We start from the raw sequence: 25097 nt of genomic DNA on the forward strand, positions 1-25097 counted from the left end.
CCCCGCGACATGAAAAGACCGCCGCCCCGGCTGGAGCGGCGGTCTGCGACCCGTCGGGTCAGATCGTCCAGGTGTCGTGCCCGGTGAGCAGGCCCTGCAGGTCCGGCGGGTTCGTCTCGGCCGCCGTGGCGGTCTGCTCGCGGGCCTGGTCGTCGTAGGTGGGCCGCGGAATCGAGCGGAACACGCCGGTCACCGTCGGATCCAGGTGCTGGCCGCCGAGCCGGGACAGCGCGTACGCCAGCGAGCTGTCCTCGCGCTCGGCGTCGTGCACGACGATCTCCGAGGAGTCGACCTCGTCGAGCTTTGCGACCTTGAGCTCGCCGGACGAATCCCGGACCACACCGCGACGTTCGTCCTCCGGCCCGAACACGATCGGCTCGCCGTGCGCCAGCGGGATGATCCGGCGCTGCTTCTCGTCCTTGTCCTTGAGCACATCGAACGCGCCGTCGTTGAAGATCGGGCAGTTCTGGTAGATCTCCACCAGCGCACTGCCGCGGTGCTCGGCCGCGGCCTGCAAGGTCTCGGTCACGTGCTTGCGATCCGAGTCCAGCGTGCGGGCCACGAAACTGGCCTCCGCGCCCAGCGCCAGCGACACCGGGTTGAACGGGGTGTCCACCGAACCCACCGGCGTCGACTTGGTGACCTTGCCGACCTCCGACGTCGGCGAGTACTGGCCCTTGGTCAACCCGTAGATCCGGTTGTTGAACAGCAGGATCTTCAGGTTCACGTTGCGCCGCAGCGCATGGATCAGGTGGTTGCCGCCGATGGACAGCGCGTCGCCGTCACCGGTCACGACCCACACGCTCAGGTCCGGCCTGGTGGTGGCCAGCCCGGTCGCGATCGCCGGGGCGCGGCCGTGGATGGAGTGCATCCCGTAGGTGTTCATGTAGTACGGGAACCGGCTGGAGCAGCCGATGCCCGAGACGAACACGATGTTCTCCCGCTTGAGCCCCAGCGTCGGCAGGAAGCTCTGCACCGCGTTGAGCACGATGTAGTCGCCGCAACCGGGGCACCAGCGGACTTCTTGGTCGGACTTGTAGTCCTTGGCGGTCTGCTTCTCGTCGGTGGTGGGCACGCCGTGCAGGCCGCCCACTTCCGGCAGTCCGAGGTCCGTGGTCGTCACGCCGCAACCCCCTGCACCACATCGGTGAACACGTTCTGGAGTTCTTCCGCTTGGAACGGCAGGCCCGCGATCTTGGTGTGGCTGTGCACGTCCACCAGGTAGCGGGCGCGCAGCAGCATCGCGAGCTGTCCCATGTTCATCTCCGGCACCACGACCTTGTCGTAACGCCGCAGCACCTCGCCGAGATTCCCGGGCATCGGGTTCAGGTGGCGCAGGTGGGCCTGCGCGACCGCCATGCCCTGCCCGCGCACCCGGCGGCACGCCGCGCCGATCGGGCCGTAGGACGAGCCCCAGCCCAACACCAGCACTCCAGCCTGCCCGGACGGGTCGTCGACCTCGATGTCCGGCACCTCGATGCCGTCGATCTTGGCTTGGCGCAGCCGGACCATCTTGTCGTGGTTGTCCGGGTCGTAGGAGATGTTGCCCGCGCCGTCGGCCTTCTCCAGCCCGCCGATGCGGTGCTCGGTGCCCGGCGTGCCCGGCACCGCCCACTCGCGGGCCAGCGTCTCCGGGTCGCGCACGTAGGGCCAGAACTCGCCGGAGCCGTCCGGCGCGTTCGGCTCGGTCGCGAAGCTGACCCGCAGGTCCGGCAGCTTCGTGACGTCCGGGATCAGCCACGGCTCGGAGCCGTTGGCCACCGCGCCGTCCGAGAGCAGCAGCACCGGAGTCCGGTAGCGCAGCGCGATCCGCGCCGCGTCCAGCGCCACGTCGAAGCAGTCCGCAGGCGACTTCGGCGCGATCACCGGGACCGGCGACTCGCCGTTGCGCCCGTAGAGCGCCTGCAGCAGGTCGGCCTGCTCGGTCTTGGTCGGCAGCCCGGTGGACGGGCCGCCGCGCTGGATGTCGCAGATCAGCAGCGGCAGCTCCATGGTCACCGCCAGCCCGATCGTCTCCGACTTCAGCGCAAGGCCCGGCCCGGACGTGGTGGTCACGCCCAGCGCACCGCCGAAGGAGGCGCCCAGCGCCGCGCCGACGCCCGCGATCTCGTCCTCGGCCTGGAACGTGGTCACGCCGAAGTTCTTGTGCTTGGCCAGCTCGTGCAGCACGTCGGAGGCCGGGGTGATCGGGTAGGTGCCGAGGAACATCGGCAGCCCGCTGCGCTTCGCCGACGCGACCAGCCCGTAGGCGAGCGCGACGTTACCGGTGATCTGGCGGTAGGTGCCCTTCGGCAGCGTCGCCGGGGCGACCTCGTAGGTCACGGCGAACGCCTCGGTGGTCTCGCCGTAGTTCCAGCCCGCGCGGAAGGCGAGCACGTTCGCCTCGGCGACGTCGGGCTTCTTGGCGAACTTCTCCCGCAGGAACCGCTCGGTGCCCTCGGTCGGGCGGCTGTACATCCAGGACAGCAGGCCGAGCGCGAACATGTTCTTGGTGCGCTCGGCGTCCTTGCGGCCGACCCCGGCGGGTTCGGCGGCACCGCGGGTCAGCTCGGCCATCGCCACGTGGTGCACGACGTACGGGTCGAGTTCCCCGCTGTCGAGGGGGTTCTGCTCGTAGCCGACCTTGGTGAGGTTGCGCTTGGTGAACTCGTCGGTGTTCACGATCAAGGTGCCGCCGCGCGGCAGGTCGCGGATGTTGGCCTTGAGCGCGGCCGGGTTCATCGCGACCAGCACGTCGGGGCGGTCCCCGGGCGTGAGGATGTCGTAGTCGGCGAAGTGCAGCTGGAAGCTGGAGACCCCCGGCAGCGTGCCCGCGGGAGCGCGGATCTCGGCCGGGAAGTTCGGCAGCGTGGCCAGGTCGTTGCCGAACGCGGCCGCTTCCGAGGTGAAGCGGTCACCGGTGAGCTGCATGCCGTCGCCGGAGTCCCCGGCGAAACGGATCACCACCCGGTTGAGCTGCTGGCTTGCCGTCGCCGAGCTTGTCGTGGCCGAGGCGGCATCGGAGCCTGCCGCCGTGGCCGCACCCGCCCCCGGACGCTCCGGCGGCTGGTGCCCGTTCGTCGTCACCAATGGACCCGTTCCCTTTCCAGCTCGCGGGCGCCCGCGAGCCACTCCTCCGCCCTGTGGCGAACGATACAGCCCACCTCGGTGTTCCAGGTCCGATCGCACCCGGCGCGCGGCCATTCGGCAGCCCGGAAAGGGGTGCCGGTTCGGCCGCTGCGGCGATTGTCCGCGGCTTTTCCGCGCGGACGGCCGATGCGGGCGGCCGAATGGGGGCCGACTCGTCGGCGGACGCCTGCCACCGGAGCAGTCGGGAAAACTTTCGAGCTGTTTTCGCAGTTTGCGGTGCGGGGTTCACGTCGTCCGCCACCGACTCTACCAAAAGCGCTGTCGGCACTTTCCGGAGCGAACGTTCTCTCCGGCTGCGGTGACCAACCGCGACGAGGCGGATTCACGCACGCTGGCGCACGCCGATCGGACCGGCCGCGCACCGCGGAATTGCGCTCGTGGAGCGGAAACGCGGGCCCGGCGAGCGGGTGAGCCGGGCCGACGCCGATCTCCGCGAGCCTCCCGCGCTCGGCGGATATGCTGCGCACAGCGCCGGTGGGCACCAGAAGGACACCTGCACCGGAGCGCCTCCCACCCGGCGCCGTCGCCTGCACACCTCGCGGGAGAACCGTCCGGACACGCACTGGAAACGCCTTGTTCATACGGCACGCCTCCGACTACCGAACGTCCCGGAAACCGGCTATCGCGTTTTCCGGAGTGACCAATGGCACCAGTCGAAGCCGCGGCGGAAACTCCCTCCGGAAACCCGGGACGAGCACCGCCGAAAGCAGCGCCGTGATCAACACCACGGTCGCCCGGCGAACCGGCGAACGCCTCCCCCGGGCAACTCGGCAGCAGCTTCCGGACAACCCCTTCGAAACGGGAGACAATGGCACGGCTGCATCAATCAAGCGACCCGCGCGCGACCGCCGAGCAAACTCGGCACTGTGATCTCGCTCATAAGAATTCGCGGAATCGTCAATTGCGCCGGCGGGACCGGCGCGCACTCGCTGCACCGGCCCCGCCCCATTCACCCGGATCCCGGGCCTGCCCGCCGCGGGAACCCCGGACCCCCCAGGTCGAGCTGCCCCGGTCAAGCGCCCGGCAGCGCCAGCAGCGCCGCCACGCACGTGCTCAGATCCCCAGTGCGCCCCCAGACCGTCTCCCCCTGCGCGCCCGTCCCGCGGATCCGCGCCGCGCGGCACTCGTCCCGGTCGAAGATCCACAGCGCGTCGGTGCCCGCCGGGCAGTCCCGCCAGCCGACCAGCCCGGCGATGTCTCCGTCGGCGCCCGGGAAGGACCGGAAGGACCATCCCGCCGCGCGCAGCTCGGCCAGCCCGGCCAGCTCCGGGTGCTCCGCCAAGGCGGTCCGCACTTCTCCGCCGGCACCATCGGCCGGGGAATCCGGCGAAGCGCGCCGATTTTCAGGTGCTGATCGCATACGCTGACAGTGGCCCGGAAATCGCTCAGCGGAGTGCCACACAATCGCCACACCCGTCCCGATCGGATTGCTCCGGGTACGCGAATCAGGCTGACTGGACGCGTAAGAGGGGGTAGGAACCATGCTGCACGAAACACCGGGGGAAACCGAAAATCCCGAGCAGGCCGAGACCGCGGGCGAACAATCCGCGGAAAGCCCCGCCCGGATCGGGACCCGCATCGCCGAACTGCGCAAGATCCACGGCGTGACGCAGCGCGCGTTATCGGTGCGCGCGGCCGTTTCCTACTCGCTGCTGCGCAAGGTCGAACGCGGTGAGCGCACCGCCAGCCACTCCTTCGTCGCCGCCGTGGCCCGCGCGATGTCGATCAACATCACCGATCTCACCGAAGAACCACCGCACGGCCGCGGCCCCGGACCCGCCGCCGAGCAGTGCGGTGTTCCCGCGCTGCGCCAGGCGCTGGTCGAAGGCGCGGACCCGGAGCTGGACACCGATCCGCGCCCCGTCGAGGACCTGCGCGCCGACGTGGCCCGGATCAAGGAGTGGGACCGCCGGACCCGGCACGCCGAGGCGGTGCAGGCGCTGCCGGACGTGCTGCGGCACCTGCACCACGCGGCCCGCGAGCGACCGGACGACCACCAGGTGCACGAGCTGCTGGCGGCTACCTACTCCTACGCGATGATCGCGCTCTACCGGCTGGGGCATCTGGACCTGTGCCACTTGGCGGATGAGCGCTCCCGCGCCGCGGCCGCCCGCGGCCGGGACGCGGTGCGCGGGTCGGTCGCGGAGTGGAACCACGCGCTGGTGCTGCTGTTCGACGGCTCCTACACCGCCGGGCTGCGTTCGCTGGACCGTTCGCTGGAACTGCTGCCCGCACCGGAGACACCCGCCACCGCCGCGATGCGCGGCGCCGTGCACCTGCGCGCGGCGATCCTGGCCGCCCGCACCACCGACGCCGAGCTCGCCGACGAGCACCTGCGGGAAGCGCGGGCGATGGTCGCCGACGGCCAGGACGAGGCCAACCACTACGGCACCAAGTTCGGCCCCACCAACGTCGACATCCACTCGGTGGCCGTGCCGGTCGAACTCGCCGACGGCACCACCGCGGTGACCAGGGCGAGCGCGGTGCGATTACCGGAGACGACGGCACCCAGCCGCAGCGGGCACTACTGGATCGACCTCTCCCGCGGCTGGCTGCTGCACGGCGACCGGCGGCGTTCGCTGGAGTGCCTGCAACACGCGCGGCGGATCGCTCCGCAGCTGACCCGCTACCACCCGCAGGTGCACGAGACGGTGCAGTCGCTGGCGGCCAGCGACGCCCGGTCCACCAACAGCCTTTCGCACTTCGCCGCCTGGTGCGGCATCCGCCGCTGACCCTGGTGCCGCACCGCCGCTGACGACCCCTGCGGCACCGCCGAGGCCCCTGGCGCGGCCGACGGCACCGATGGCTTCAGCGCGGCCAGCGCCGCCAAGGGCCCTAGCGCGGCCAGCCGCCGAGAACACCGAGAACGACAACGGGGGACGCAGTGCACGAGAACGGTCAGCCGGTGCTGTACGCGATCGCGATGGGCTCACCGGCGGCGCGCGACGTGGGACGGCTGGTGGAACTGGCTCAGGCCGACGGGTGGATGGTGTGCGTGATCGCCTCACCGGACGGTGAGCGGTTCCTGGACACCGAGGCGCTGTCGGCCAAGACCGGCTACCAGGTGCGCACCCGGTACAAGCAACCGGAGGCACCGGACGCGCTGCCGCCGGCCGACGGCATGATCGCCGCCCCGATCACCTGCAACAGCCTGGCGAAGTGGGCGGCCGGGATCTCCGACACGCTGCCGCTGGGAATGCTGGTGGAGGCGGTCGGCAAGCAGCAGCCGGTGGTGGCGATGCCGTTCTCCAACCGCGCGCAGATCGCGTTCCCTGCGGTGCAGGAGGCGATGCGGCGGCTGTCGGATTGGGGCGTCGCGGTTTTGGCCGGGGACGATGTCTACGAACAGCACGAGCCGGGTACCGGCGATGCGTTCGTGCACCGCTTTCCGTGGCATTTGGCTTGGGACGCCTTTCTGCGGCATCGGTGGTCTCCCGAACGCTGAATGCACGTGCACATTCCCGCGCATTCGCGCAACGCCGTCCATTCCCGCCCCACCTTCACCCGGAAGGGCGCCGATACCGATTCGCGTCTCGTAAACTTCCCCGCGATCCGACGACGACGGCGAGGGGAAGCCGGTGCCAGCACCGACCGAGCAGATCGGCACCACCGCACCGGCGGCACCGCACTCGGCACCACCGTTCGCGCGCGGGCCGGTGCTGCTGCTGGCCGGACTCGTCACAGCGTTGTTGCTGCTGATCAGCAGCCGCTACGGGTACCTGTCCGACGAGCTGTACTTCATCGCGGCGGGCAAGTACCCGGACTGGGGCTACATGGACCAGCAGCCGCTGGTGCCGCTGCTGGCCGCCGGGCTCGACGCGGCGTTCCCCGGTTCGCTGCTCGCATTGCGGACTCCGGCCGCACTGGTCACCGCGCTCGGGATCGTGCTCACCGCGCTGATCACGCGCGAGCTGGGCGGCGACCGGCGCGCCCAGTTCCTCGCCGCCTGCGCGTACGCGCTCTCGCCGTGGCTGCTGCTCAGCGGGCATTGGCTGGCCGCGGCGACGCTGGAACCGCCGCAATGGCTGCTGTTGCTGTGGCTGGTGGTGCGCTGGACGCGAGTTCGTTCGGACGCGTTGCTGCTCGCCGCCGGAGCCGTCGCAGCGGTCGGTGTGCAGACCAAGTTCCAGATCGCGCTGCTGTGCTTCGCGCTGGTGCTGGGTGTGTTGATCGCCGGACCGCGGGAGATGCTCAAGCGCCGCCTGCTGTGGACGGGAGTCGGCGTCGCGGCCGTCGCCTCCGCACCGGCGTTGGCCTGGCAGGCCGCGAACGGCTGGCCCGCGCTCGACATGGGCCGGATCGTCGACGCTGAGAACGCGCGGCCGCTGTTCCTCCCGACGGCGTTGCTCTATTCCGGAGTGGTCGTCGGCGCGGTGCTGTGCTGCCTCGGGGTGTGGTTCCTGCTGCGGGACGAGCAGCTGCGGCCGGTGCGGTTCCTGGCGTGGGTCTCGATCGCGCTTCTCGCGTTCTACGTGATCGCCGGTGGGAGGCCGAACTACCTCGCCGGGCTCTACGGGATGCTGTTCGCGGCCGCTGCGGCAGGGCTCGGGAACCGGCGGGCGCGCGGCGGGCGATGGTCGTGGGTGGCGTGGCCGGCCTACCTGCTCTCGGCGCTGCTGCCGCTGGCACTGCTGCCGATCTACCCGTTGCCCGTGATCGCGCGGCACCCGCAGCTCGCGGCTTTCAGCAGGATGTACGAGACGGGCTGGCCGGAACTCACCGAGACGGTCGCTCGCAGCTACCACGCGCTACCACCGGACGTTCGGGAACGCACCGCCATCGTCGGCGAGAGCTACACCGTCACCGGGGCCATGGACGCCCTAGGTCCGCGGTACGGGCTGCCCAGGGTGTACAGCCCGCACCGCGGCTACTGGTTCTTCGGCGCTCCCCCGGACAGCGCAACGGTGGTGCTCTACGTGGGCAGCACTCGGCCGTTGCAGCGCTACTTCGCCCATGAGCAGCAGTTGGACACCGTGCGGACCCGGCTCGACGTGGTCGACATCGCGCAAGGCATCGCCGTCACCCGCTACGACGGGCCGATGATGCCGTGGTCGCGGCTGTGGCCGCTGATCCGCGCGGGGTGAGTCCGGCTCAGCGCGAAGGCGGGTGCTGCGGTGGCGGGTTCTGGGGCGGCCGCTGCTGGCGATCGGGTTGTGGACCCGGCGCTGGTGGTTGCGGCGGACGCCCGCCCGCGGGAGGCGGACCGCCGGGCGGCGGGCCAGGAGGCCGGTTCGCCGGAGGCTGACCCGCCGGAGGCTGGCCTGCTGGAGGTTGGCCCGCTGGAGGCTGGCCGGGCTGCGGCTGACCTGCCGGGGGTTTGCCCGCCGGAGGCTGTCCCGTCGGCGGCTGCCCACCCGGCGCAGCGCCCGTCCGTCCCGCGGGCACCGTGGTTCCCGGCGCCGTGGCCGGATCGCCCTGCGCCGGATTCGCCTGACCTGAACTCCCCGGAGACCCAGTACCAGGAGACCCAGTACCAGGAGCAGGAGTCCCAGAAGCAGGAGTGCCGGGCGCCGCGCCCCCACCTGGAGCACCGCTCCCGGCCGAGCCACCGCTGTGCCCGGCCCAGTCCCGCCGCGCGGACATCCGCATGGTCCGCAGCCGGGTGGTGCTCAACGCGGTCGGCAACTGCCTCGTCTGCGCACTCGGCTGGTAGGTGGGCAACCGCGCGGTTTCGAGGTTCGACAACGGCCGGAAGAACCCGGACTGCTCGCCCTGCGGCGTCCACGGCGGAGCCGCCACCTTGGGCGCGCGCTGGAAGAACGCGTCCCGCGCCACCCGCATCAGCCCCAGGATCGCGTTGCGCCGCTCGTGGAACTTGTCGACCGGGATCGTGGCCCGCACCGCATGATCGTGCAGCAGCGCCAGCTCAGTGGCCGCCAGCTGGTAGTCGGACATCGCCCGCGCACCCATCAGCCCGGACTGCGACCGCGCCCACGTGCGGGCCTGCTTGCGCCCGCGCATGGTGCCGAGCATCTGCAGATCGGCCTGCTGGACCAGACCGCTCGGGATGTACGGCGGCAGGTAGGCACCGATCAGCGCCACCAGCCGCCTGCGATCCCGCAGCAGGATCGTCACCAGCACGATGAACACCGCCAGCTCCACCAGGTAGGCCAACGCGAGCCCGCCGTTGCCGAACGCGGTGGAGAAGTTCCACATCGCGTGCAGCAGCACCGCCGCCGACCAGCCCAGCGCGACGGCCACGCCCCGCCCGAACCCGCGGTGCGTCGCCGCGTGCGAGATGCCCAGTCCGGTCATCGCGGTGTAGATCGGATGCCCCAGCGGCGAGATCACCCCGCGCATCAGCACCACCGGCGCGACCTGCTCCCCGGACAGCAGCGGATCCTGGTAGTAGAGGACGTTCTCGACGAACGCGAACCCGAGCGCGCACAGCGCCGCGTAGACCAGCGCATCGGTCGGCCCGTCGATCTCGAAGCGCCGGAACAGCAGCAGGAGCAGCAGGAACACGCCCTTGAAGGTCTCCTCCACCACCGGCGCGATCACCGAGCTGGACAGCAGCTCGGCCATGTCCGGCCCGTACACCGGCACCAGCAGCGAGCTGCCGAACGTGTTCACGATGAACGACCCCACGATCGCCACCCCGGCGCCCCAGGCGAACGCCAGCACCAGCAGCATCCGCGGTTCCGGTTCGAGCCGGTCGATCAGCAGCACCAGGCCGACCAGCACCACCACCGTCGGCAACGCCAGCAGCCCGCTCAGCAACGTGCTGCCCACCCCTCCGGTGAGCACGTAGTAGGCCAGCGCCACCAGCGAGCACGAGCCGCAGACGACGAGCCCGATGATGAACGGCAGCGGCGTGCGGTCGCTGTTGCGGCCTTCCAACACCGACTTCGGGCTGAGCGGGACCATGCCGTGGAGCGTAGAAGATCGACCCGAGCACCGAGGCCGATCCCCCGAAACGGCCGCGGCCGACAGGACTATCCCTCGCGTCCCGATCCCTGCGCGGGTCCGCAGCGCCTGTTCCGGGCCGCACGACGACTTCGAGGACAAGCACTCAGTTCCGCTCCGCCGCCGGTTTGCCGTTCAGTTCGGCCCACCCGTTGTGCCCCGGCGCGCGCCCCGCGGTGAGCGCCTTGACCGCCGCGGAGGTCCGGTCGGCCACCTCCAGCTTGGTGAAGATCGCCCGCAGGTGGTTCTTCACGGTGCGCTCCGAGATCCCCAGCGACCGGGCGATCTGCCGGTTCGAGCTGCCCCGCACCAGGTGCCCCAGCACCTCGTGCTCGCGCGGGGTGAGCCGTTGCAGCAGCGGCACCACCTGCGTGCCCCCGGCCGCACCGGCGGCGCGCTGCAGCGCGTCCCGGTACACGTCGCCGGCCACCGGTCCGGTCCGTCCCAGCTTGACCCGCAGGGTCACGAGCTGGTCCACCTGCCCCAGCACCAGTTCCAGCGCCGCCGAGTGCTCCACGGCCTCGCGCATCATCGCGGTGATCGCGGTGTCCAGGGCTCTCCGGTACGAATTGGCCATCAGGTGACTCCCACAGGGTTCGGTGGCATCGCCCGCGCGGAACCGCGGGGCGGCGTTGCCCCGCTCGCCGCGGCGAGCTCGTTGGCGGCGCGGACCAGGGCACTGCGGCGCACCTCCGCCGTGTCCGGGCCTTTCGGGCCGTTCGCGTGACGACACTTCCCCACCGGGCATGGCCTTCCCACCAGCGCCGGACCGGTCGTTACACCCACTGGCTATGTCGTCACGACCGCACCCCGAAGTGACCGACCGGCCACCGATTTCGCCCGGATGTCGCAGCGGGCGCCACGGACGGCGCAGCGCGGAGGGCTCCGTTCGGTCCAGTCCGAGCGGAGCAGGACTTTCTGACCATGTCGGGCGCCGAGCCGCGGAACCTAGGTTCGACGAAGCGGCGCCACCCCGCGGACGACCTGCCGGGCCGCCCCGGAGGCCTCGCAGCGAGCTCCCTACCGACCGATCCAGTCCCGCACCAAGGAGGTCCACGCCATGTCGTGTCCGCAGGCGGCCAGCCGCGCGAGCGCACCACCCACGACCACCGCGCGTGCGCCCGGCGTCCTGCCCGCCCAAGGCTGGACCGCGTCGGCGGCCGCGAACGCCGTCCGGATCAAGCTGCGCGACGACATCAGACCTGCCGCGAACCTGGCCACGTTCCTCACCAGCACCGTGGAGCCGGAGGCGGAGAAGCTGTTCAGCGACTACCTGACCTACAACATCATCGACCGGGACCAGTACCCCGGCGCCACCGAACTGGAACGCAACTGCGTGCACACGCTGGCGAACCTCTGGCACGCCGATCCGGCCGAAGCGGTGGGCACCGCGACCACCGGCTCCAGCGAGGCCGCCCTGCTGGCGGGCGCGGCGCTGCTGCGCCGATGGCGCCAGCGAGTCGGCGAAGGCCGCAGGCCGAACCTGGTGCTGGGCGCCAACGCGCACGTGTGCTGGTACAAGTTCTGCCGCTACTGGGACGTGGAGCCGCGGTTCGCCCCGGCCGGGCAGGACCGGCTGCACCTGACCGCCGAGCAGGTCCGGGAGCGCTGCGACGCGGACACGATCGGCGTGCTGACCGTGCTGGGTTCCACCATCGACGGCAGCTACGAGCCGGTCGGCGAGATCGCCGCCGCGCTCGACGAGGTGCAGGCCGAGACCGGCCTGGACGTGCCGATCCACGTGGACGCGGCCTCCGGCGGGTTCGTCGCGCCGTTCCTCGACCCGCAACTGCAGTGGGACTTCCGGTTGCCCAGGGTGCGGTCGGTGAACACCTCGGGGCACAAGTACGGCCTGGTACCCGCCGGGCTGGGCTGGATCGTGTGGCGGGACGCCGAATCCCGCACGAACTGGCTCAGCTTCGACACCAACTACCTGGGCAGCACCCGGGCCAACCACGAGCTGAGCTTCTCCCGCTCGGCCGCGCCGGTGGTCCTGCAGTACTACAACTTCCTCCGCCTCGGCTTCGAGGGGTACCGGGCCGCGCACCAGCGCAGCCGCTCCACCGCGACCGCGCTGGCCACCGCGTTCGCCGGGATGGGGCCGTTCCGGGTCGTCGGTGACGGCGGTGATCTGCCGGTGGTCGTGCTCGCGCAACGGGAGGGCGACCGCGGCTGGACGTTGCGCGACCTGGCCGCCCACCTCGCCGGGCGCGGCTGGTCGGTGCCGGTCTACCCGCTGCCGCCGGACCGCCAGGAGACCGACGTGCTGCGGATCGTGGTGCGCGGCGAACTCACCGAGCGGCACACCGAGGACCTGCTCGACTCCGTGCGCGGCTACCTCTCCGGCGCCATCGCCACCCCTGCCTGAGCACCCCGCATCGGCACTTTTCCCGGCACGACGGGCTTTTCGCCGACTTCGCCGCCCGACCTCACCGACCGGTTCCGAGAATCCGCACCACTGCAAAGGAGAATCCGTTGCACCCCATCCGGATCGCCAGCAAGCTCACCCGCCCCGAACCCCCGCAACCCGGCACGGGTGTCCGGCTCGCCCTGTTCCAGGGCGAGAACCCCGTCGGCAGCCACGAAGCCGTCACCGCGAACCTGCACCGGATGCGGGAGGTCGTGGAGGTGGCGGCCCGCTACCGCGCACAGCTGTGCGCGTTCCCGGAGTGCTACACCACCGGTTACTCGCTCGGCCCCGAGGAAGCCCGCGCGCTGGCCCAGCCCAAGGACGGCCGCGCGATCAAGGCCGCGCAAACCCTGTCGCACACCCACGAAATCGGCATCGTCGTGCCGTACGTGGAGATCGACCGGCTCGCCGACACCGTGCACGACTCGATCGCGCTGGTGCTGGGCGGAGAGCTCGTGGCGAACTACCGCAAAACCCACCTCTACGGCGCGGCCGAGCGCGCCAACTTCACCGCGGGTACCGAGCTGCCGCCGGTGGTGAAGGTGAACCAGTTCCCGGTGGGCCTGCTCAACTGCTACGAGTGCGAATTCCCGCCGCTGTACCAGAGCCTGGTCGGCCGCGGAGCCCGGCTGATCGTCGGCCCGACCGCCGCCGATCACCACTTCGTGCTGCACGACGGCAATCCGACCCAGGTGCCCTACCCGGACGCCACAGAGCACATCATCCCGGCGATGGCCGCGGTGTGGCGGGTGTTCGTCGCCTACTGCAACCGGCGGGGCTGGGAGACCTCGCAGCGCGGGCAGTGGCAGTACCGCGGCAACTCCGGCGTGTGGGCGCCGGACGGCGCACCGATGATCGCGGCCGGGCCGGACGAGCGCAGCGACGACACCTTGCTGGTCGCCGACTGCGTGCCGGACGACGTGGCGCCGTTCAGCCCGGAAGGCGACCACTTCAGCGACAACCGGGTCGCGCTGCGGGAAGATCTGCTCCCCACCACCTGAGCAGTTCCGGCGAGGTGGCGCGTCCGGACGCTCCGTTTCCTCCGGCCGAGCAGGGTCGGTCAGGCCGGTGCGGCCTCCCCCGTCGCCGTGGCCGCACCGCTGGTCCCGCGGCGCACCACCTCGCTCATCACGGCGAGTTCCACGCCTTCGGCGGCGAAGGCGTCGCGAACCGCGCCCGCCACCTCGACCGCGTTCGGCCGGTCGCCGTGCAGGCAGATCGTTTCGGCCCGGACCGGCACGGCGTTGCCGTTGACCGAGGTGACTTCACCGCGCAGCACCGCCAACGCCTGCTCGGCGCACCGCTGCGGGTCCTTCGCGACCGGGTTCGGTTCGATGATGATGTGCCCGGCGTCGTCGTAGTCGAGGTCGGCGAACGCCTCGCGCACCACCGGAATCCCGCGCTCGGCGACCTGATCCGCGGTCTGCCCGGCCAGCAGCACGACCGGAACACCGGGCGCCGCGGCCGCCACCGCTTCCCCGACCGCCTGCGCCGCGGCCGCGTCCCGCAACGTGAGCCCGTAGAGCGCACCGTGCGGTTTGACGTGCGTGATCGGCACACCCATCTCGTCGGCCAGCGCCCGCAGCGCGCCGAACTGGTAGAGGCACGCGTCCGCCGCCTCCCGCGGGCTGAACGAGATCGCGCGCCTGCCGAACCCGGCCAGGTCCGGGAACCCCGGGTGCGCGCCCGCCGCGACCCCGGCCTCGCGCGCGATCCGCAGCGACGCACGCATCGTGGCCGGGTCCCCGGCGTGCCATCCGCACGCGATGTTCACCGAGCTGACCAACGGGATCAGCCGTTCGTCCGCACCCAGCTGCCACCTGCCGAAGCTTTCCCCGGCGTCCGCGTTGAGATCGACGAGAACCTGCAACCGACCCACCTCCCGCAGCGTCTGCAGCGGCCGAAACCGGGCCTTGCCCTGCGATGATCCGCCGGCCGCGTGCCGATGGTACGAGCCATGCTCCCGCAGCCACCGGTCGAGCACAGTGCTCCGTTCGGCCGCTGCGGGCGCGGCCGTGCCGCGCATCGCGCCGCCGTTCGGCGCAACCGGGTGCCTGCGTTCGCGCGTACCGGCCGCCCGGGACCGGCCGCTATGGTGACCCGAACGTGCGATTTTCCCAGCGCCGTCCATCGAGTTCACAGCCGTGCCCCTGCGCGGCCAATGGCTTCGGCGCATCCTCGATGCACGGCAGATCACCTCCGAGGCCCGAGGAGGTCGACATGGCAGCGACGAGCACGGACCTGCCTCCCGCTCGGTACGAGTTCGGCGGCGACGAATTCATCTTCGTCGAACTCGATCAGGAAATGAGTCTCCAGGCGAATTTCAAGGCGATGGCGATCACCGGCGCGCTCCGCGAGCAGAACGTCGACGGCATCGTGGACATCTGCCCCTCGAACGCCTCCTACATGGTCCGGCTGGACCCGGACCGGCTGCACCCGGTGGAACTGGCCGACGAGCTGCGCAGGCTCGAGCACTCGGCGGGCGAGCTGCCCGCGGACTACGTGGTGCCGACGCGGATCGTCGACGTGCCGGTGCTGTTCGACGATCCGTGGACCCGGGAAACACTGCTGCGGTTCCGGGACAACCACCAGGACCCGTCGGTGACGGATTTGGAATACGCCGCGCGGATCAACGGATTCTCCGGTGTTCCGGAGCTGATCGACGCGATCACGGGTGCGCCGTTCATCGTCACGATGCTCGGATTCGTGCCCGGTCTCCCGTTCTGCTACCAGATGGTCCCGCGCGAGCGGCAGATCGAAGTTCCGAAGTACGTGCGGCCCCGAACCGACACCCCGGAACGGGCATTCGGCTACGGCGGCGCGTTCGCCGTGGTCTACCCGGTGCGCGGCGCAGGCGGGTACCAGTTGTTCGGGATCGCCCCGGCGCCGGTCTTCGACCTGTCCCAGCGGCTGCCGGATTTCGCCGAGCACATCGCCTTCCCCAAGCCGAGCGACATCCTGCGCTACCGCGCCATCGACCGCGCCGAGTACGACCGGCTGCGCGGCGAAGTGGAGGCCGGGACGTTCCGCTACCACACCCGCCCGGTGGAGTTCTCCCCGTCGGAGTTCCTGGCCGATCCGGACGGGTTCAACCGCCGGCTGCTGGAGGTGCTGTGATGAGCGAGGTCATCGTCCGCTCCGGAGGGCTGTCCACGACGGTGCAGGACCTGGGCCGCGACGGGCAGTACGCCATCGGGATGCCGCCGTCCGGCGCGCTGGACCAGTTCTCCTACCGCGTGGCGAACATGCTGGTGGGCAATCCGGTCGGCGCGGCCGCGCTGGAGGCCACCTACATCGGTCCCGAGCTGGAGTTCACCGACGAACGCCAGATCGCGATCACCGGCGCCGATGCTCCCGCCCGGATCAACGGAGAACCGGTGCCGCCGTGGGAAACGCTGCTGGTGCGCACCGGCGACGTGCTCGGCTTCGAGATGCTGCGCTCCGGCGCCCGGCCGTACGTCGCGATCAGCGGTGGCGTGGCCGTGCCCGAATACCTCGGCTCGCGGTCGACCTACACGCTCACCGGCATCGGCGGGTTCGAGGGCCGTTCGCTCGCCCAGGGCGACCGGCTGCCGCTGGGTGAGCGTCCGGCCAGCAGCCCGGCACCCGGCACCGCGGTTCCGGTCGAGCTGCGCCCGGACTTCAGCGGCGAGGCCGAACTGCGACTGGTGGTGGGGCTGTGCTCCTACCGGCTCACCGCGGCCGCGCTGGAGTCCTTCGGGGAAACGACGTGGAAGGTCACCAAGGACGCCGACCGGGTCGGCTACCGGCTGCGCGGCGGCACGATCGACTTCGTCGAGCGCGAGCAGCCGTTCGGGGCGGGCAGCGACCCGGCCAACGTGGTCGACCTGGGCTATCCGATCGGCTCGGTGCAGGTGCCCGGCGGAAACGAGCCGATCGTGCTGCTCGGCGACGCGGTCACCGGCGGCGGCTACGCCACCGTCGGCACCGTGATCTCGGTGGATCGGGACCGCATCGCGCAGGCCCGCACCGGGGACCGGGTCGGCTTCGTACCGGTCGACGTGGAGGCGGCGATGGCCGCGCGCCGGGACCGCACCGCGCGGTTGGAGAAGGTCCGCGCCGCCGTCTCCGGATGAACCCGGCCCGGCAAACCAACCCGATATCGACGAGGAGGTCCCATGTCGACCGTCAGCGCAGCACTCCCCGGCGTGTTCTACCGCCGCCCCTCGCCTGACCAGGACCCGTTCGTCGAGGTCGGCGGCGCGGTCCGGGAAGGCGAGACGATCGCGCTCATCGAGGTGATGAAGACCTTCACCGAGGTCAAGGCCGAGTCCGCGGGAACCATCGGGCGCTTCCTGCTCGACGACGGCGACGAAGTGGAAGCCGGGCAGGAACTGATCGAGGTCGTGGAAGCATGACGGGGCCGGGGCGGGTCCTGGTCGCGAACCGGGGCGAGATCGCGGTACGCATCATCCGCGCCTGCCACACCGCGGGTGTGGAGGCCGTCGCGGTGTACTCCGACGCCGACAAGAACTCCCGGTGGGTCCAGCTGGCCGACCACGCGGTGCACATCGGCCCGTCGCCCGCCGCGAAGTCCTACTTGGACTCCGCCGCGCTGCTGGAGGCCGCGCGCAGCACCCACGCCGACGCCGTGCATCCCGGCTACGGCTTCCTGTCCGAGAACGCCGCGTTCGCCCGCGCGGTGCAGGACGCGGGACTCGTGCTGATCGGCCCACCGGCCTCGGCGATCGAGCTGATGGGCGACAAGGCCACCGCGCGGGCGACCGCGCGGGCCGCGGGCGTGCCGGTGGTGCCGGGCAGCGAACCGGTGACCGACCTGGCCGCCGCGCAGGCCGCCGCCGCGGAGATCGGCTACCCGGTGCTGGTCAAGGCTGCCGCCGGCGGTGGCGGGCGCGGCATCCGCCCGGTCTCCTCGGCCGAGGAGCTGGCCGACGTGCTGCCGGCCGCGCAGGCCGAGGCCCGTTCCGCCTTCGGTGACGGCACGTCGTACCTGGAACGGGCGCTGGCCCGGCCGCGGCACGTCGAGGTGCAGGTCCTCGCCGACGATCACGGCAACGTGGTGCACCTGTTCGAGCGGGACTGCTCGGTCCAGCGGCGCAGGCAGAAACTGCTGGAAGAAGCGCCCGCACCGGGCTTGCACGAACGGACCAGGGAACTGATGACCGACGCGGCGGTGCGGCTGGCGCGGCACGTCGGCTACCGCAACGCCGGGACCGTGGAGTTCCTGGTCGACGAGGACCGAAACTTCTACTTCATGGAGATGAACACCCGCATCCAGGTGGAACACCCGGTCAGCGAGCTGGTCAGCGGGGTCGACCTGGTCGCCGAGCAGCTGCGGGTCGCCGCGGGCAAACCGATCTCGTGCACCCAGCGGCAGCTGACCCGCAACGGTGCCGCGGTGGAGCTGCGGATCAACGCCGAGGACCCGGACCACGACTTCGCGCCCTGCCCCGGCGAGGTCACCGCGTTCGACCTGCCCGGCGGGCCGGGCGTGCGGGTGGACACCGGGCTGACTCGCGGCGACCGGATCAGCCCGTTCTACGACTCCATGATCGCCAAGCTGATCTGCTGGGGAGCCGATCGGGAGCAGGCTTACTCGCGGGCCAGGCAGGCGCTCGCGGAGTTCCGGATCGAAGGGGTCGCCAACACGATCGGACTGCACCAGCGCCTGGTCGACGACGACAAGCTGCGCAGCTGCCCGGTGCACACGACGTGGCTGGAAGAGCAGCTGGACTGATCAGTCCCGCACGACCTCCTCGCGCAGCACGCTGTAGCGCACGCAGTCGCGCCAGCGGCCGCCGCGGAACAACCAGCCGCGCAGCACGCCCTCGCGGGTGAAACCGGCCTTGTCGAGGGCGCGCTGCTCGGCGAAGTTGTCCACCTCGGTGCCCGCCTCGATCCGGTTGACCTGGGTGTGCGCGAACAGGTACTCGACGAGTTGGCGCTGCGCCTCGGTGCCGTGGCCCTGGCCGCGCGCGTCCGGTAGCAGGTTGATGCCGATGTTCCAGCAGAACGAGTTCTGCCCCGTCTTGCTCTTGTCCCAGGACACGAACCCCAGCCGGTGGTCCGGGTCCTGCTCGTAGACCACCAGCAGCACGCCCTCGTCGGCCGAGAGCAGCCCGGATCGCTCCCACCGCTTGCCGAAGTGCCCGGAGCCTTGGTAGCCGAACCAGTTGTAGGGATGGCTGGCTTCCCGGGAGTTGAGCATCCGCTCCAATTCGGGAAGGTCGTCGGATAGCACCGGTCTGAGCCGCACCAATGTCCCCACATGGCGACCGTAGACCGATCTCGCGCCACGGGACATGCTCTGTTCCGGTGGCAAATTTCCGCCACCGGGTTGCACGGCACGTGCGCGCGCCGGATCAACCTCCGGCGATCAAGCTTTGGGGCGGCGGCAGGTGTAGACGCGGGCCGGTGGCACGTTGCGCCACACCGTGCGGCTGGTGAGGACTTCGTCGAACGCGCCGTCCAGGCGGCGGCGGAACGTTTGCGCACCGGACATGCCCAGCGCGTGCACATAGGCGAACGTGGTGAACGCGCCACCCGGCGCGAGGGCCTTGCCGACCTCGGTCAGGATGTCGCGCTGCAGCTCGCCGGAGAAGATCGACCACGGCAGCCCGCTGACCACCGCGTCCACCGAACTCACCCCTGCCTCGGCCAGCAGCGCGCCGAGGCGGGAAGCGTCGCCGCGCACGACTTCCAGCCACGGCAGGTCGGCGCGCAAGTGCTCGATCATGCCCGGGTCGATCTCGATCGCCAGGTGCCTGCCGCCTTCGGGCAGCCGCTCGTGCACCGCGCGGGAAAGCGCACCCGTGCCGGGACCCAGCTCAACTACGACGGGCGCGGCCGTGCGGCTCGGCACGACGGCCGCCATTTCACGCGCCAGGAAAGGAGAACTCGGCGCGACCGCGCCGACCAGGCCGGGTTCGCGCACCGCCCGTGCGACGAACCTGCGGTACTCCGCGAGCGCCGAGCCGGGCGAAGCACCGGGACGGGGCTGCTGCTGCGATGTGGTCACAACTGCCTTCCGCGGTCGTCGAGCAGGGACCCGGGCACTCTATCGGGGGCCGGGCGATGCCCGGCGCGGACCTGTCGGCCGGGCGGCAACCCGCGCGATGAAACGCGAAAAAGGAAGTTCCGACGAACGCGGAAAGCGCCGCGAAAAACCGGGAAAAGCATCCCGGGAAAATGTGTAACGAAACCGGTTTCGCCGCCGATGGCGCGGCGATCACCGTGCTCGGGGCTTGCCCTCGACGGGCAAGCCCGCTGCACTCGTTCAGGCCGGTTGCTCGATCAGCCCACCGGTCGGCTCGGTCACCGGTCCCTGCTGTTCAGCGGGCCGGGCCGGGGTGTTCGGCGCAGGCTTGCCAACCCACCTCACCGCCGCGACCGCAGCCGCGAGCAGCACGACAGCTTCGACCGCAAGAGCCACCCACACCATTGCCACTTTCATTGCCTCCCTTCTGCTTACCTCCCCGTCTTCCGGACATGCGCCAGCGGCCGCGCACAGGCATGGCCCGAAGGCACGACGAGCGGAAGAGGTTTGGGGCGAACACCCACTTGCACTTCGATACTAGGCGCTTGTTTCGGACGGGTTAAAGAGGGGCTGGAGTGGCGTCCGTCGCACCCGCCCGGGTGGCGTTTCCCGGTGGTCGACGACACAGCGGGTACGGGACGTCCGCGGCCGGGTGCGGCGTTGCGGTGAACGTGGAGCACGAAGTCGACGTGGTCGTGATCGGGGCCGGGCAGGCCGGGCTCAGCAGCGCGTACCACCTCGGACGCAACGGGTTCGCGGACGCCGGTGATCACGTGGTCCTCGACGCCGACTCGGCGCCCGGCGGAGCGTGGCGGCACCGCTGGCCATCGCTGCGGATCGGCGGCGTGCACGGCATCCACGACCTCCCCGGCCTGCCGCTGCGGGAGAAGGACGGGCAGCGCCCGGCCGCGGAGGTCATGGCGGAGTACTTCGCCCGCTACGAGCGAACGTTCCACCTGCCGGTGCGCCGTCCCGTTCAGGTGCACTCGGTGCGGTACGGCCCCGACCGGCGCTTGCTGGTCGACGCGGGCTCCGAGCGCTGGGCCGCCCGGGCGGTGATCAACGCGACCGGAACGTGGCGGCGGCCGTTCGTGCCGCACTACCCGGGTCAGGCGACCTTCCGCGGCAGGCAGCTGCACACCGCCGACTACCGCGGGCCGGAGGAGTTCCGCGGGCTGCGGGTGATCGTCGTCGGCGGCGGCATCTCCGCGGTCGAACTGCTCACCGAGATCGCCGAGGTCGCAGGCACGACGTGGGTGACGCGGCGGCCGCCGGTGTTCACCGGAACCGAGTTCAGCCCGGACGACGGGCGGGCCGCGGTGGCCGAGGCGCAGCGGCGGGTGCAGGCCGGATCGCCGCCGGGAAGCGTTGTGAGCCTCACCGGGCTGCCCACCACGCCGGCGGTCCGCCGCGCCCGCGAACGCGGCGTGCTCGAGCGCTCGCCGATGTTCCAGCGGATCACGCCGCACGGCGTGCAGTGGGCCGATGGCAGCGAGTCCGGCGCGGACGTGATCCTGTGGGCGACCGGTTTCCGCGCCGACCTCGACCACTTGGCTCCGCTGGGATTGCGCGAACCCGGCGGCGGGATCCGGATGGCGGGCACGCAGGTCGCGGCCGAACCGCGGCTGCACCTGGTCGGCTACGGACCTTCGGCCAGCACGATCGGCGCGAACCGGGCCGGACGGGCCGCGGCTTCGGCGGTCAAGCGGCTGCTGGACGCCGAGGTCGCCGCCGCGAGCTGACCGGGCTCAGCGCGTGGCCGAGTCGTCCGCCCGCACCGCCGGGATCACCTGCGAGCCGTATTGCTCCATTGTGGACTCTATTGCGTCGTGCATGGCGTAGAGCGCGAATTGGTCGACGCCGGCGTCGCGCAGCTCGGTGAGCTTGTCGATGTGCGCCGGAGCCGGGCCGAGCAGGCAGAAGCGGTCCACGATCTCGTCCGGCACGAACTCGGTGTCCGGGTTGTCCGCGCGGCCGTGGTGCGCGTAGTCGTAACCGGCGCGGTCCTTGACGTAGTCGGTCAACGCGGCTGGCACCGCGTCGGACTGCGCGCCGTAGCGGGTGACCAGGTCCGCCACGTGGTTGCCGACCATGCCGCCGAACCAACGGCACTGCTGGCGGGCATGGGCGAGGTCGTCGCCGACGTAGGCGGGCGCGGCCACGCAGACGGTGATCTCGGCCGGGTCGCGGCCCGCGTCCGCGGCGGCCTGCCGCACGTGATCGACCATCCAGCGGGTCAGCAGCGGGTCGGCGAGCTGCAGGATGAACCCGTCCGCGACGCGTCCGGCCAGTTCGAGCGCTTTCGGCCCGTAAGCGCCCATCCACACCGGCAGCGAACCGTTGCGCACCCACGGCAGCCGGACCTCGTTGCCGTCGAGGCGGACCTCGCGCCCCTCGGCGAGGTCCCGGATGACCTGCATCGCGTGTTCCAGCGTGGCCAGCGTGTTCGGTTTGCCGCCGGTGACCCGCACGGCGGAGTCACCGCGTCCGATGCCGCAGACCGTGCGGTTGCCGAACATCTCGTTGAGCGTCGCGAAGGTCGAGGCGGTGACCGTCCAGTCCCGGGTGGCCGGATTGGTCACCATCGGGCCGACGACCATGCGGTCGGTGGCCGCGAGGATCTGGCTGTGGATGACGTACGGCTCCTGCCACAGCACGCACGAGTCGAACGTCCAGCCGTGCTCGAAGCCGAGGTCTTCGGCGCGGCGCATCAGGTCCACCACCCGCCAGGCGGACGGGTCGGTTTGCAGCACGAGACCGAATCGCACGGGCGCCTCCGTGGTCGTCGCTGAACGGGTCGTCACTGAACGGTCATCACTGAACGGGTCGCAGGCTGATCGCCGGTGGTGTGCGGGGGACGCCCGCGATCAGGTCAGGTACCCGCACGTACCGCGCGGCAGGAACTGGCCGTGCCCGGCGCGGCCCCGGTACTCGCCTTCATCGAGGATCGCCTCGCCGCGGGAGAGCACCGTGTCGACGCGGCCGGTGATGCGTCTGCCCTCGTAAACGCTGTAGTCGACGTTCATGTGGTGCGTCTCGGCGGAGAGCACCTGCTCGGCAGCCGGGTCGTAGATGACGACATCGGCATCGCTGCCCGCCGACAGCGAGCCCTTCCGCGGGTGCAGGCCGAACATCCGCGCAGGAGCCGTGCTGGCCAGTTCCACCCAGCGGCGGCGGGTGATCCGGCCCGCCACCACCGCCTGGTGCAGCAGGTCCACCCGGTGCTCGACGCCGGGCAGTCCGTTCGGGATCTTGGAGAAGTCCCCGAGCCCGAGCTCCTTCTGCGGGGTGAAGCAGAACGGGCAGTGGTCGGTGGCCACCACCGACAGGTCGTCGGTGCGCAGCGCCCGCCACAACGACTCCTGGTGCTCGGCGGGCCGCAGCGGCGTCGAGCACACGAACTTGGCGCCCTCGAAGCCGGGCCGGTCGAGTTCGGTCACGTCCAGGAACAGGTACTGCGGGCAGGTTTCGCCGAACACCGGCAGCCCGGCGTCGCGGGCCTGGGTGAGTTCGGCGACCGACTCGGACGCGGACACGTGCACCACGTACAGCGGGGCCTCGGCGACCCGGGCGAGCTGGATCGCGCGGTGCGTCGCCTCCGCCTCCAGCAGCGGGTGCCGCACCTTGCCGTGCTGGCGCGGATCGGTGCGGCCTTCGGCGAGCGCCTGCTGCACCAGCACGTCGATGGCGATGCCGTTCTCCGCGTGCATCATCGTCAACGCGCCGTTGCCCGCGGCCTGCTGCATGGCGCGCAGGATCTTGCCGTCGTCGCTGTAGAACACGCCCGGGTAGGCCATGAACATCTTGAAGCTGGTGATGCCCTCGCCGACCAGCGCGTCCAGCTCCTTGAGCGCCGACTCGTGCACATCGGACAGGACCAGGTGGAAGCCGTAATCCACCGCGCACTGCCCGTCGGCCTGCGCGTGCCAGGAATCCAGGCCCTCGCGCAGGGAATGGCCGATCGACTGGATGGCGAAGTCGATGATCGTCGTGGTGCCGCCCCAAGCCGCCGCACGGGTACCGGTCTCGAACGTGTCCGAGGCGTAGGTGCCGCCGAAGGGCATCTGCATGTGCGTGTGACCGTCGACCCCGCCGGGGATCACGTAGCGCCCGCGCGCGTCGATCACCCGGTCCGCGCCGGGTCGCCACTGCTCGGCCAGTTCCGGCGTGGCCACCGCTGCGATCTTCTCGTCGACGACGAGGACGTCGGCTTCGACCTCCTCGGTCGCCGTGATCACCAGGCCGCCGCTGATCAGTGTTCTGCCCATGGCCTCACTCCTGCGCTCTCGCGAGTGCGTCGACCAGGACCGCCGCTCCGTCCCGGGCCTCCTGCTCGGTGAGGCTCAGCGGCGGAGCGATCCGCAGCACGTTGTTGTCCAGGCCGCCCTTGCCGATCAGCAGTCCGCCGCGGCGGGTCTCCTCCAGCACTCTGGTGGCCGCGGCCGGGTCGGGAGCACCGGTGTCCGGCCGGGCCAGCTCGACACCGAGCATCAGGCCCTTGCCGCGCACGTCGGCCACGATCGGCAGCCGCTCCCGCGCCTTCTCCAGTTCGCCGCGCAGCACCGAGCCCACGCGCAGCGCGTTGCCCTGCAGGTCGTGCGCCAGCAGGTGGTCCAGGTTCGCCAGCGCGCCCGCAGTGGTGACCGGGCTGCCGCCGAAGGTGGACAGCGAGCTGACCTCGATGCTGTTCATGATCTCGGCACTGGCCACGACGCCGCCGATGGACATCCCGTTGCCGAGGCCCTTGGCGAAGGTCATGAGGTCCGGCGAGCCGCTGCCGCCGTGCGCCTGCCAGCCCCAGAAGTGTTCGCCGGTGCGGCCCCAGCCGGTCTGCACCTCGTCGCTGATCCACAGGATGCCGTGCCGATCGAGGATTTCCTTGAACCGGGCGAACAGCCCGTCCGGCGGCACCGCGAACCCGCCGACGCCCTGGATCGGCTCGGCGATCAGGCAGGCGACGTTGCCGTGCAACTGGCCGAGCACGTCTTCCAGGTCCTCGGCGCAGGCGTCGATGAACGCCTCGTCGGACAGCTCCGCGAGCTTCGTGCCGCGCCTGCGGCTGCCGTGCACGTACGCGGTCTGCACCGGCGAGAGGCTGGTCGGCGACCACGCGCGGTTGCCGGTGATCGCCAGCGCCGAGAACGAGCGCCCGTGGTAGCTGTTGCGCAGCGCGAGCACCTGGTTGGACCCGCGGTACCCGGTGGCCAGCAGCAACGCGGTGTCGTTCGCCTCGGTTCCGCTGGAGGTGAAGAAGACCCGCGGATCTTCGATGCCGGACAGTTCGGCGACCCGCTCGCCCAGTTCGATCATCGGCCGGTTCAGGTACAGCGTCGAGGAGTGCAGGATGCGGCCTGCCTGCTCGCTGACCGCGGCGGTGACCGCGGGCAGCGCGTGCTCGGTCATCGTGGTCAGGATGCCGCCGAAGAAGTCCAGGTACCGGTTTCCCTCGGCGTCCCAGACGTGCCTGCCCTCGCCGCGTTCGATCTCGATCGGCTCGTCGTAGTAGGTCGCCACCCAGTCCGGCAGCACCGCGCGGCGCCGCTTCGCCAGCTCGGTGTGCACGCCAGTGCCTGCCATCGCCGTCCTCTCCTCGTTGCTCGGATGCGCGTGGATCGCTCGGGTGCCCGCGGGCGG

At 71.1% G+C, this 25097-nt stretch carries 22 protein-coding genes; 10 read left to right on the top strand and 12 right to left on the bottom strand.

Annotation, left to right across the window (positions count from 1 at the left end):
• Positions 1-58: 58 nt before the first annotated feature.
• The 3 genes from INP57_RS07905 to INP57_RS07915 all read right to left on the bottom strand — a co-directional run bounded on the left by INP57_RS07905 (position 59) and on the right by INP57_RS07915 (position 4423).
• The gene (locus tag INP57_RS07905) at positions 59-1123 is read right to left on the bottom strand and encodes a 2-oxoacid:ferredoxin oxidoreductase subunit beta (RefSeq protein WP_200069450.1); all 1065 of its coding nucleotides are present in this window, start codon (positions 1121-1123) and stop codon (positions 59-61) included.
• Complete coding sequence (locus tag INP57_RS07910; RefSeq protein WP_307850000.1) at positions 1120-2946, bottom strand: 2-oxoacid:acceptor oxidoreductase subunit alpha; 1827 nt, start codon at positions 2944-2946, stop codon at positions 1120-1122. Before INP57_RS07910 ends, INP57_RS07905 begins: the two co-directional genes overlap by 4 nt.
• Positions 2947-4141: 1195 nt before the next feature.
• Positions 4142-4423 carry a hypothetical protein gene (locus INP57_RS07915; RefSeq protein ID WP_200069452.1) on the bottom strand — a complete coding sequence of 94 codons (282 nt, stop codon included), beginning with the start codon at positions 4421-4423 and terminating at the stop codon, positions 4142-4144.
• A gap of 187 nt (positions 4424-4610) precedes the next feature.
• Here INP57_RS07915 and INP57_RS07920 point away from each other — a divergent pair, with 187 nt between their 5' ends.
• The 3 genes from INP57_RS07920 to INP57_RS07930 all read left to right on the top strand — a co-directional run bounded on the left by INP57_RS07920 (position 4611) and on the right by INP57_RS07930 (position 8213).
• Complete coding sequence (locus tag INP57_RS07920) at positions 4611-5861, top strand: helix-turn-helix domain-containing protein (protein WP_200069453.1); 1251 nt, start codon at positions 4611-4613, stop codon at positions 5859-5861.
• A 152-nt stretch (positions 5862-6013) separates the two neighbouring features.
• Positions 6014-6574, top strand: a complete 561-nt coding sequence (locus tag INP57_RS07925; RefSeq protein ID WP_200069454.1) for a flavoprotein — start codon at positions 6014-6016, stop codon at positions 6572-6574.
• Positions 6575-6707: 133 nt separating this feature from the next.
• Positions 6708-8213, top strand: a complete 1506-nt coding sequence (locus INP57_RS07930; protein WP_307849959.1) for a glycosyltransferase family 39 protein — start codon at positions 6708-6710, stop codon at positions 8211-8213.
• Positions 8214-8220: 7 nt separating this feature from the next.
• On the opposite strand, the gene INP57_RS07935 is transcribed toward INP57_RS07930, so the two are convergent.
• Together INP57_RS07935 and INP57_RS30190 are read right to left on the bottom strand one after the other, a co-directional pair.
• Complete coding sequence (locus INP57_RS07935; RefSeq protein WP_200069455.1) at positions 8221-9996, bottom strand: PrsW family intramembrane metalloprotease; 1776 nt, start codon at positions 9994-9996, stop codon at positions 8221-8223.
• A gap of 145 nt (positions 9997-10141) precedes the next feature.
• On the bottom strand, positions 10142-10612 hold the full coding sequence (locus INP57_RS30190; protein ID WP_200069456.1) for a response regulator transcription factor: 471 nt from the start codon (positions 10610-10612) through the stop codon (positions 10142-10144).
• 483 nt (positions 10613-11095) lie between these two features.
• On the opposite strand from INP57_RS30190, the gene gad reads away from it, so the two are divergent.
• Positions 11096-12403 carry a glutamate decarboxylase gene (gene gad, locus INP57_RS07945; protein WP_200069457.1) on the top strand — a complete coding sequence of 436 codons (1308 nt, stop codon included), beginning with the start codon at positions 11096-11098 and terminating at the stop codon, positions 12401-12403.
• A gap of 107 nt (positions 12404-12510) precedes the next feature.
• Entirely contained in the window at positions 12511-13446 is a 936-nt protein-coding gene (locus INP57_RS07950; RefSeq protein ID WP_200069458.1) for a nitrilase-related carbon-nitrogen hydrolase, read from the top strand.
• Between the two features lie 59 nt (positions 13447-13505).
• Here INP57_RS07950 and INP57_RS07955 read toward each other — a convergent pair whose 3' ends face one another.
• Positions 13506-14315 carry a 5-oxoprolinase subunit PxpA gene (locus INP57_RS07955; RefSeq protein WP_200069884.1) on the bottom strand — a complete coding sequence of 270 codons (810 nt, stop codon included), beginning with the start codon at positions 14313-14315 and terminating at the stop codon, positions 13506-13508.
• 350 nt (positions 14316-14665) lie between these two features.
• On the opposite strand from INP57_RS07955, the gene INP57_RS07960 reads away from it, so the two are divergent.
• The 4 genes from INP57_RS07960 to INP57_RS07975 are packed head-to-tail and all read left to right on the top strand — an operon-like array spanning position 14666 to position 18164.
• The gene (locus tag INP57_RS07960; protein ID WP_200069459.1) at positions 14666-15562 is read left to right on the top strand and encodes a 5-oxoprolinase subunit B family protein; all 897 of its coding nucleotides are present in this window, start codon (positions 14666-14668) and stop codon (positions 15560-15562) included.
• Positions 15562-16542, top strand: a complete 981-nt coding sequence (locus tag INP57_RS07965) for a 5-oxoprolinase subunit C family protein (RefSeq protein ID WP_200069460.1) — start codon at positions 15562-15564, stop codon at positions 16540-16542. The genes INP57_RS07960 and INP57_RS07965 overlap by 1 nt, the downstream gene beginning before the upstream one ends.
• 42 nt (positions 16543-16584) lie before the next feature.
• Positions 16585-16824 (top strand): acetyl-CoA carboxylase, encoded by a 240-nt coding sequence (locus INP57_RS07970; protein ID WP_200069461.1) that lies wholly within the window; start codon positions 16585-16587, stop codon positions 16822-16824.
• Positions 16821-18164, top strand: a complete 1344-nt coding sequence (locus tag INP57_RS07975) for an acetyl-CoA carboxylase biotin carboxylase subunit (RefSeq protein ID WP_200069462.1) — start codon at positions 16821-16823, stop codon at positions 18162-18164. Before INP57_RS07970 ends, INP57_RS07975 begins: the two co-directional genes overlap by 4 nt.
• Here the strand turns inward: INP57_RS07975 and INP57_RS07980 are convergent, their stop codons facing one another.
• The 3 genes from INP57_RS07980 to INP57_RS07990 all read right to left on the bottom strand — a co-directional run bounded on the left by INP57_RS07980 (position 18165) and on the right by INP57_RS07990 (position 19880).
• Positions 18165-18695, bottom strand: a complete 531-nt coding sequence (locus INP57_RS07980; protein ID WP_307849960.1) for a GNAT family N-acetyltransferase — start codon at positions 18693-18695, stop codon at positions 18165-18167. It abuts the gene before it with no gap.
• Between the two features lie 108 nt (positions 18696-18803).
• On the bottom strand, positions 18804-19361 hold the full coding sequence (locus INP57_RS07985; RefSeq protein WP_307850001.1) for a class I SAM-dependent methyltransferase: 558 nt from the start codon (positions 19359-19361) through the stop codon (positions 18804-18806).
• A gap of 342 nt (positions 19362-19703) precedes the next feature.
• On the bottom strand, positions 19704-19880 hold the full coding sequence (locus INP57_RS07990; protein WP_200069945.1) for a hypothetical protein: 177 nt from the start codon (positions 19878-19880) through the stop codon (positions 19704-19706).
• Positions 19881-20128: 248 nt separating this feature from the next.
• Between INP57_RS07990 and INP57_RS07995 the strand changes: the two genes are divergently transcribed.
• Positions 20129-21205, top strand: a complete 1077-nt coding sequence (locus tag INP57_RS07995) for an NAD(P)-binding domain-containing protein (protein WP_200069464.1) — start codon at positions 20129-20131, stop codon at positions 21203-21205.
• A gap of 6 nt (positions 21206-21211) precedes the next feature.
• Here INP57_RS07995 and INP57_RS08000 read toward each other — a convergent pair whose 3' ends face one another.
• From INP57_RS08000 to INP57_RS08010, 3 genes are all read right to left on the bottom strand, one after another.
• Positions 21212-22231: a TIGR03842 family LLM class F420-dependent oxidoreductase gene (locus INP57_RS08000; RefSeq protein WP_200069465.1), complete on the bottom strand. Its 1020-nt coding sequence runs from the start codon at positions 22229-22231 to the stop codon at positions 21212-21214.
• Positions 22232-22330: 99 nt separating this feature from the next.
• Entirely contained in the window at positions 22331-23731 is a 1401-nt protein-coding gene (gene hydA, locus INP57_RS08005) for a dihydropyrimidinase (protein WP_200069466.1), read from the bottom strand.
• A gap of 4 nt (positions 23732-23735) precedes the next feature.
• The gene (locus INP57_RS08010) at positions 23736-25040 is read right to left on the bottom strand and encodes an aspartate aminotransferase family protein (protein WP_200069467.1); all 1305 of its coding nucleotides are present in this window, start codon (positions 25038-25040) and stop codon (positions 23736-23738) included.
• Between the last annotated feature and the right edge of the window lie 57 nt (positions 25041-25097).

Origin of the sequence: Saccharopolyspora galaxeae (assembly GCF_016526145.1) — a bacterium.
Taxonomy (GTDB): domain Bacteria; phylum Actinomycetota; class Actinomycetes; order Mycobacteriales; family Pseudonocardiaceae; genus Saccharopolyspora_C; species Saccharopolyspora_C galaxeae.

Coding starts and splice junctions, on each gene's coding strand:
- INP57_RS07975 (WP_200069462.1), top strand. CDS start 16,821: ATGACGGGGCCGGGGCGGGTCCTGGTCGCGAACCGGGGCGAGATCGCG.
- hydA (WP_200069466.1), bottom strand. CDS start 23,731: ATGGGCAGAACACTGATCAGCGGCGGCCTGGTGATCACGGCGACCGAG.
- INP57_RS07970 (WP_200069461.1), top strand. CDS start 16,585: ATGTCGACCGTCAGCGCAGCACTCCCCGGCGTGTTCTACCGCCGCCCC.
- INP57_RS07990 (WP_200069945.1), bottom strand. CDS start 19,880: ATGAAAGTGGCAATGGTGTGGGTGGCTCTTGCGGTCGAAGCTGTCGTG.
- INP57_RS30190 (WP_200069456.1), bottom strand. CDS start 10,612: ATGGCCAATTCGTACCGGAGAGCCCTGGACACCGCGATCACCGCGATG.
- INP57_RS07920 (WP_200069453.1), top strand. CDS start 4,611: ATGCTGCACGAAACACCGGGGGAAACCGAAAATCCCGAGCAGGCCGAG.
- INP57_RS08010 (WP_200069467.1), bottom strand. CDS start 25,040: ATGGCAGGCACTGGCGTGCACACCGAGCTGGCGAAGCGGCGCCGCGCG.
- gad (WP_200069457.1), top strand. CDS start 11,096: ATGTCGTGTCCGCAGGCGGCCAGCCGCGCGAGCGCACCACCCACGACC.
- INP57_RS07935 (WP_200069455.1), bottom strand. CDS start 9,996: ATGGTCCCGCTCAGCCCGAAGTCGGTGTTGGAAGGCCGCAACAGCGAC.
- INP57_RS07965 (WP_200069460.1), top strand. CDS start 15,562: ATGAGCGAGGTCATCGTCCGCTCCGGAGGGCTGTCCACGACGGTGCAG.
- INP57_RS07960 (WP_200069459.1), top strand. CDS start 14,666: ATGGCAGCGACGAGCACGGACCTGCCTCCCGCTCGGTACGAGTTCGGC.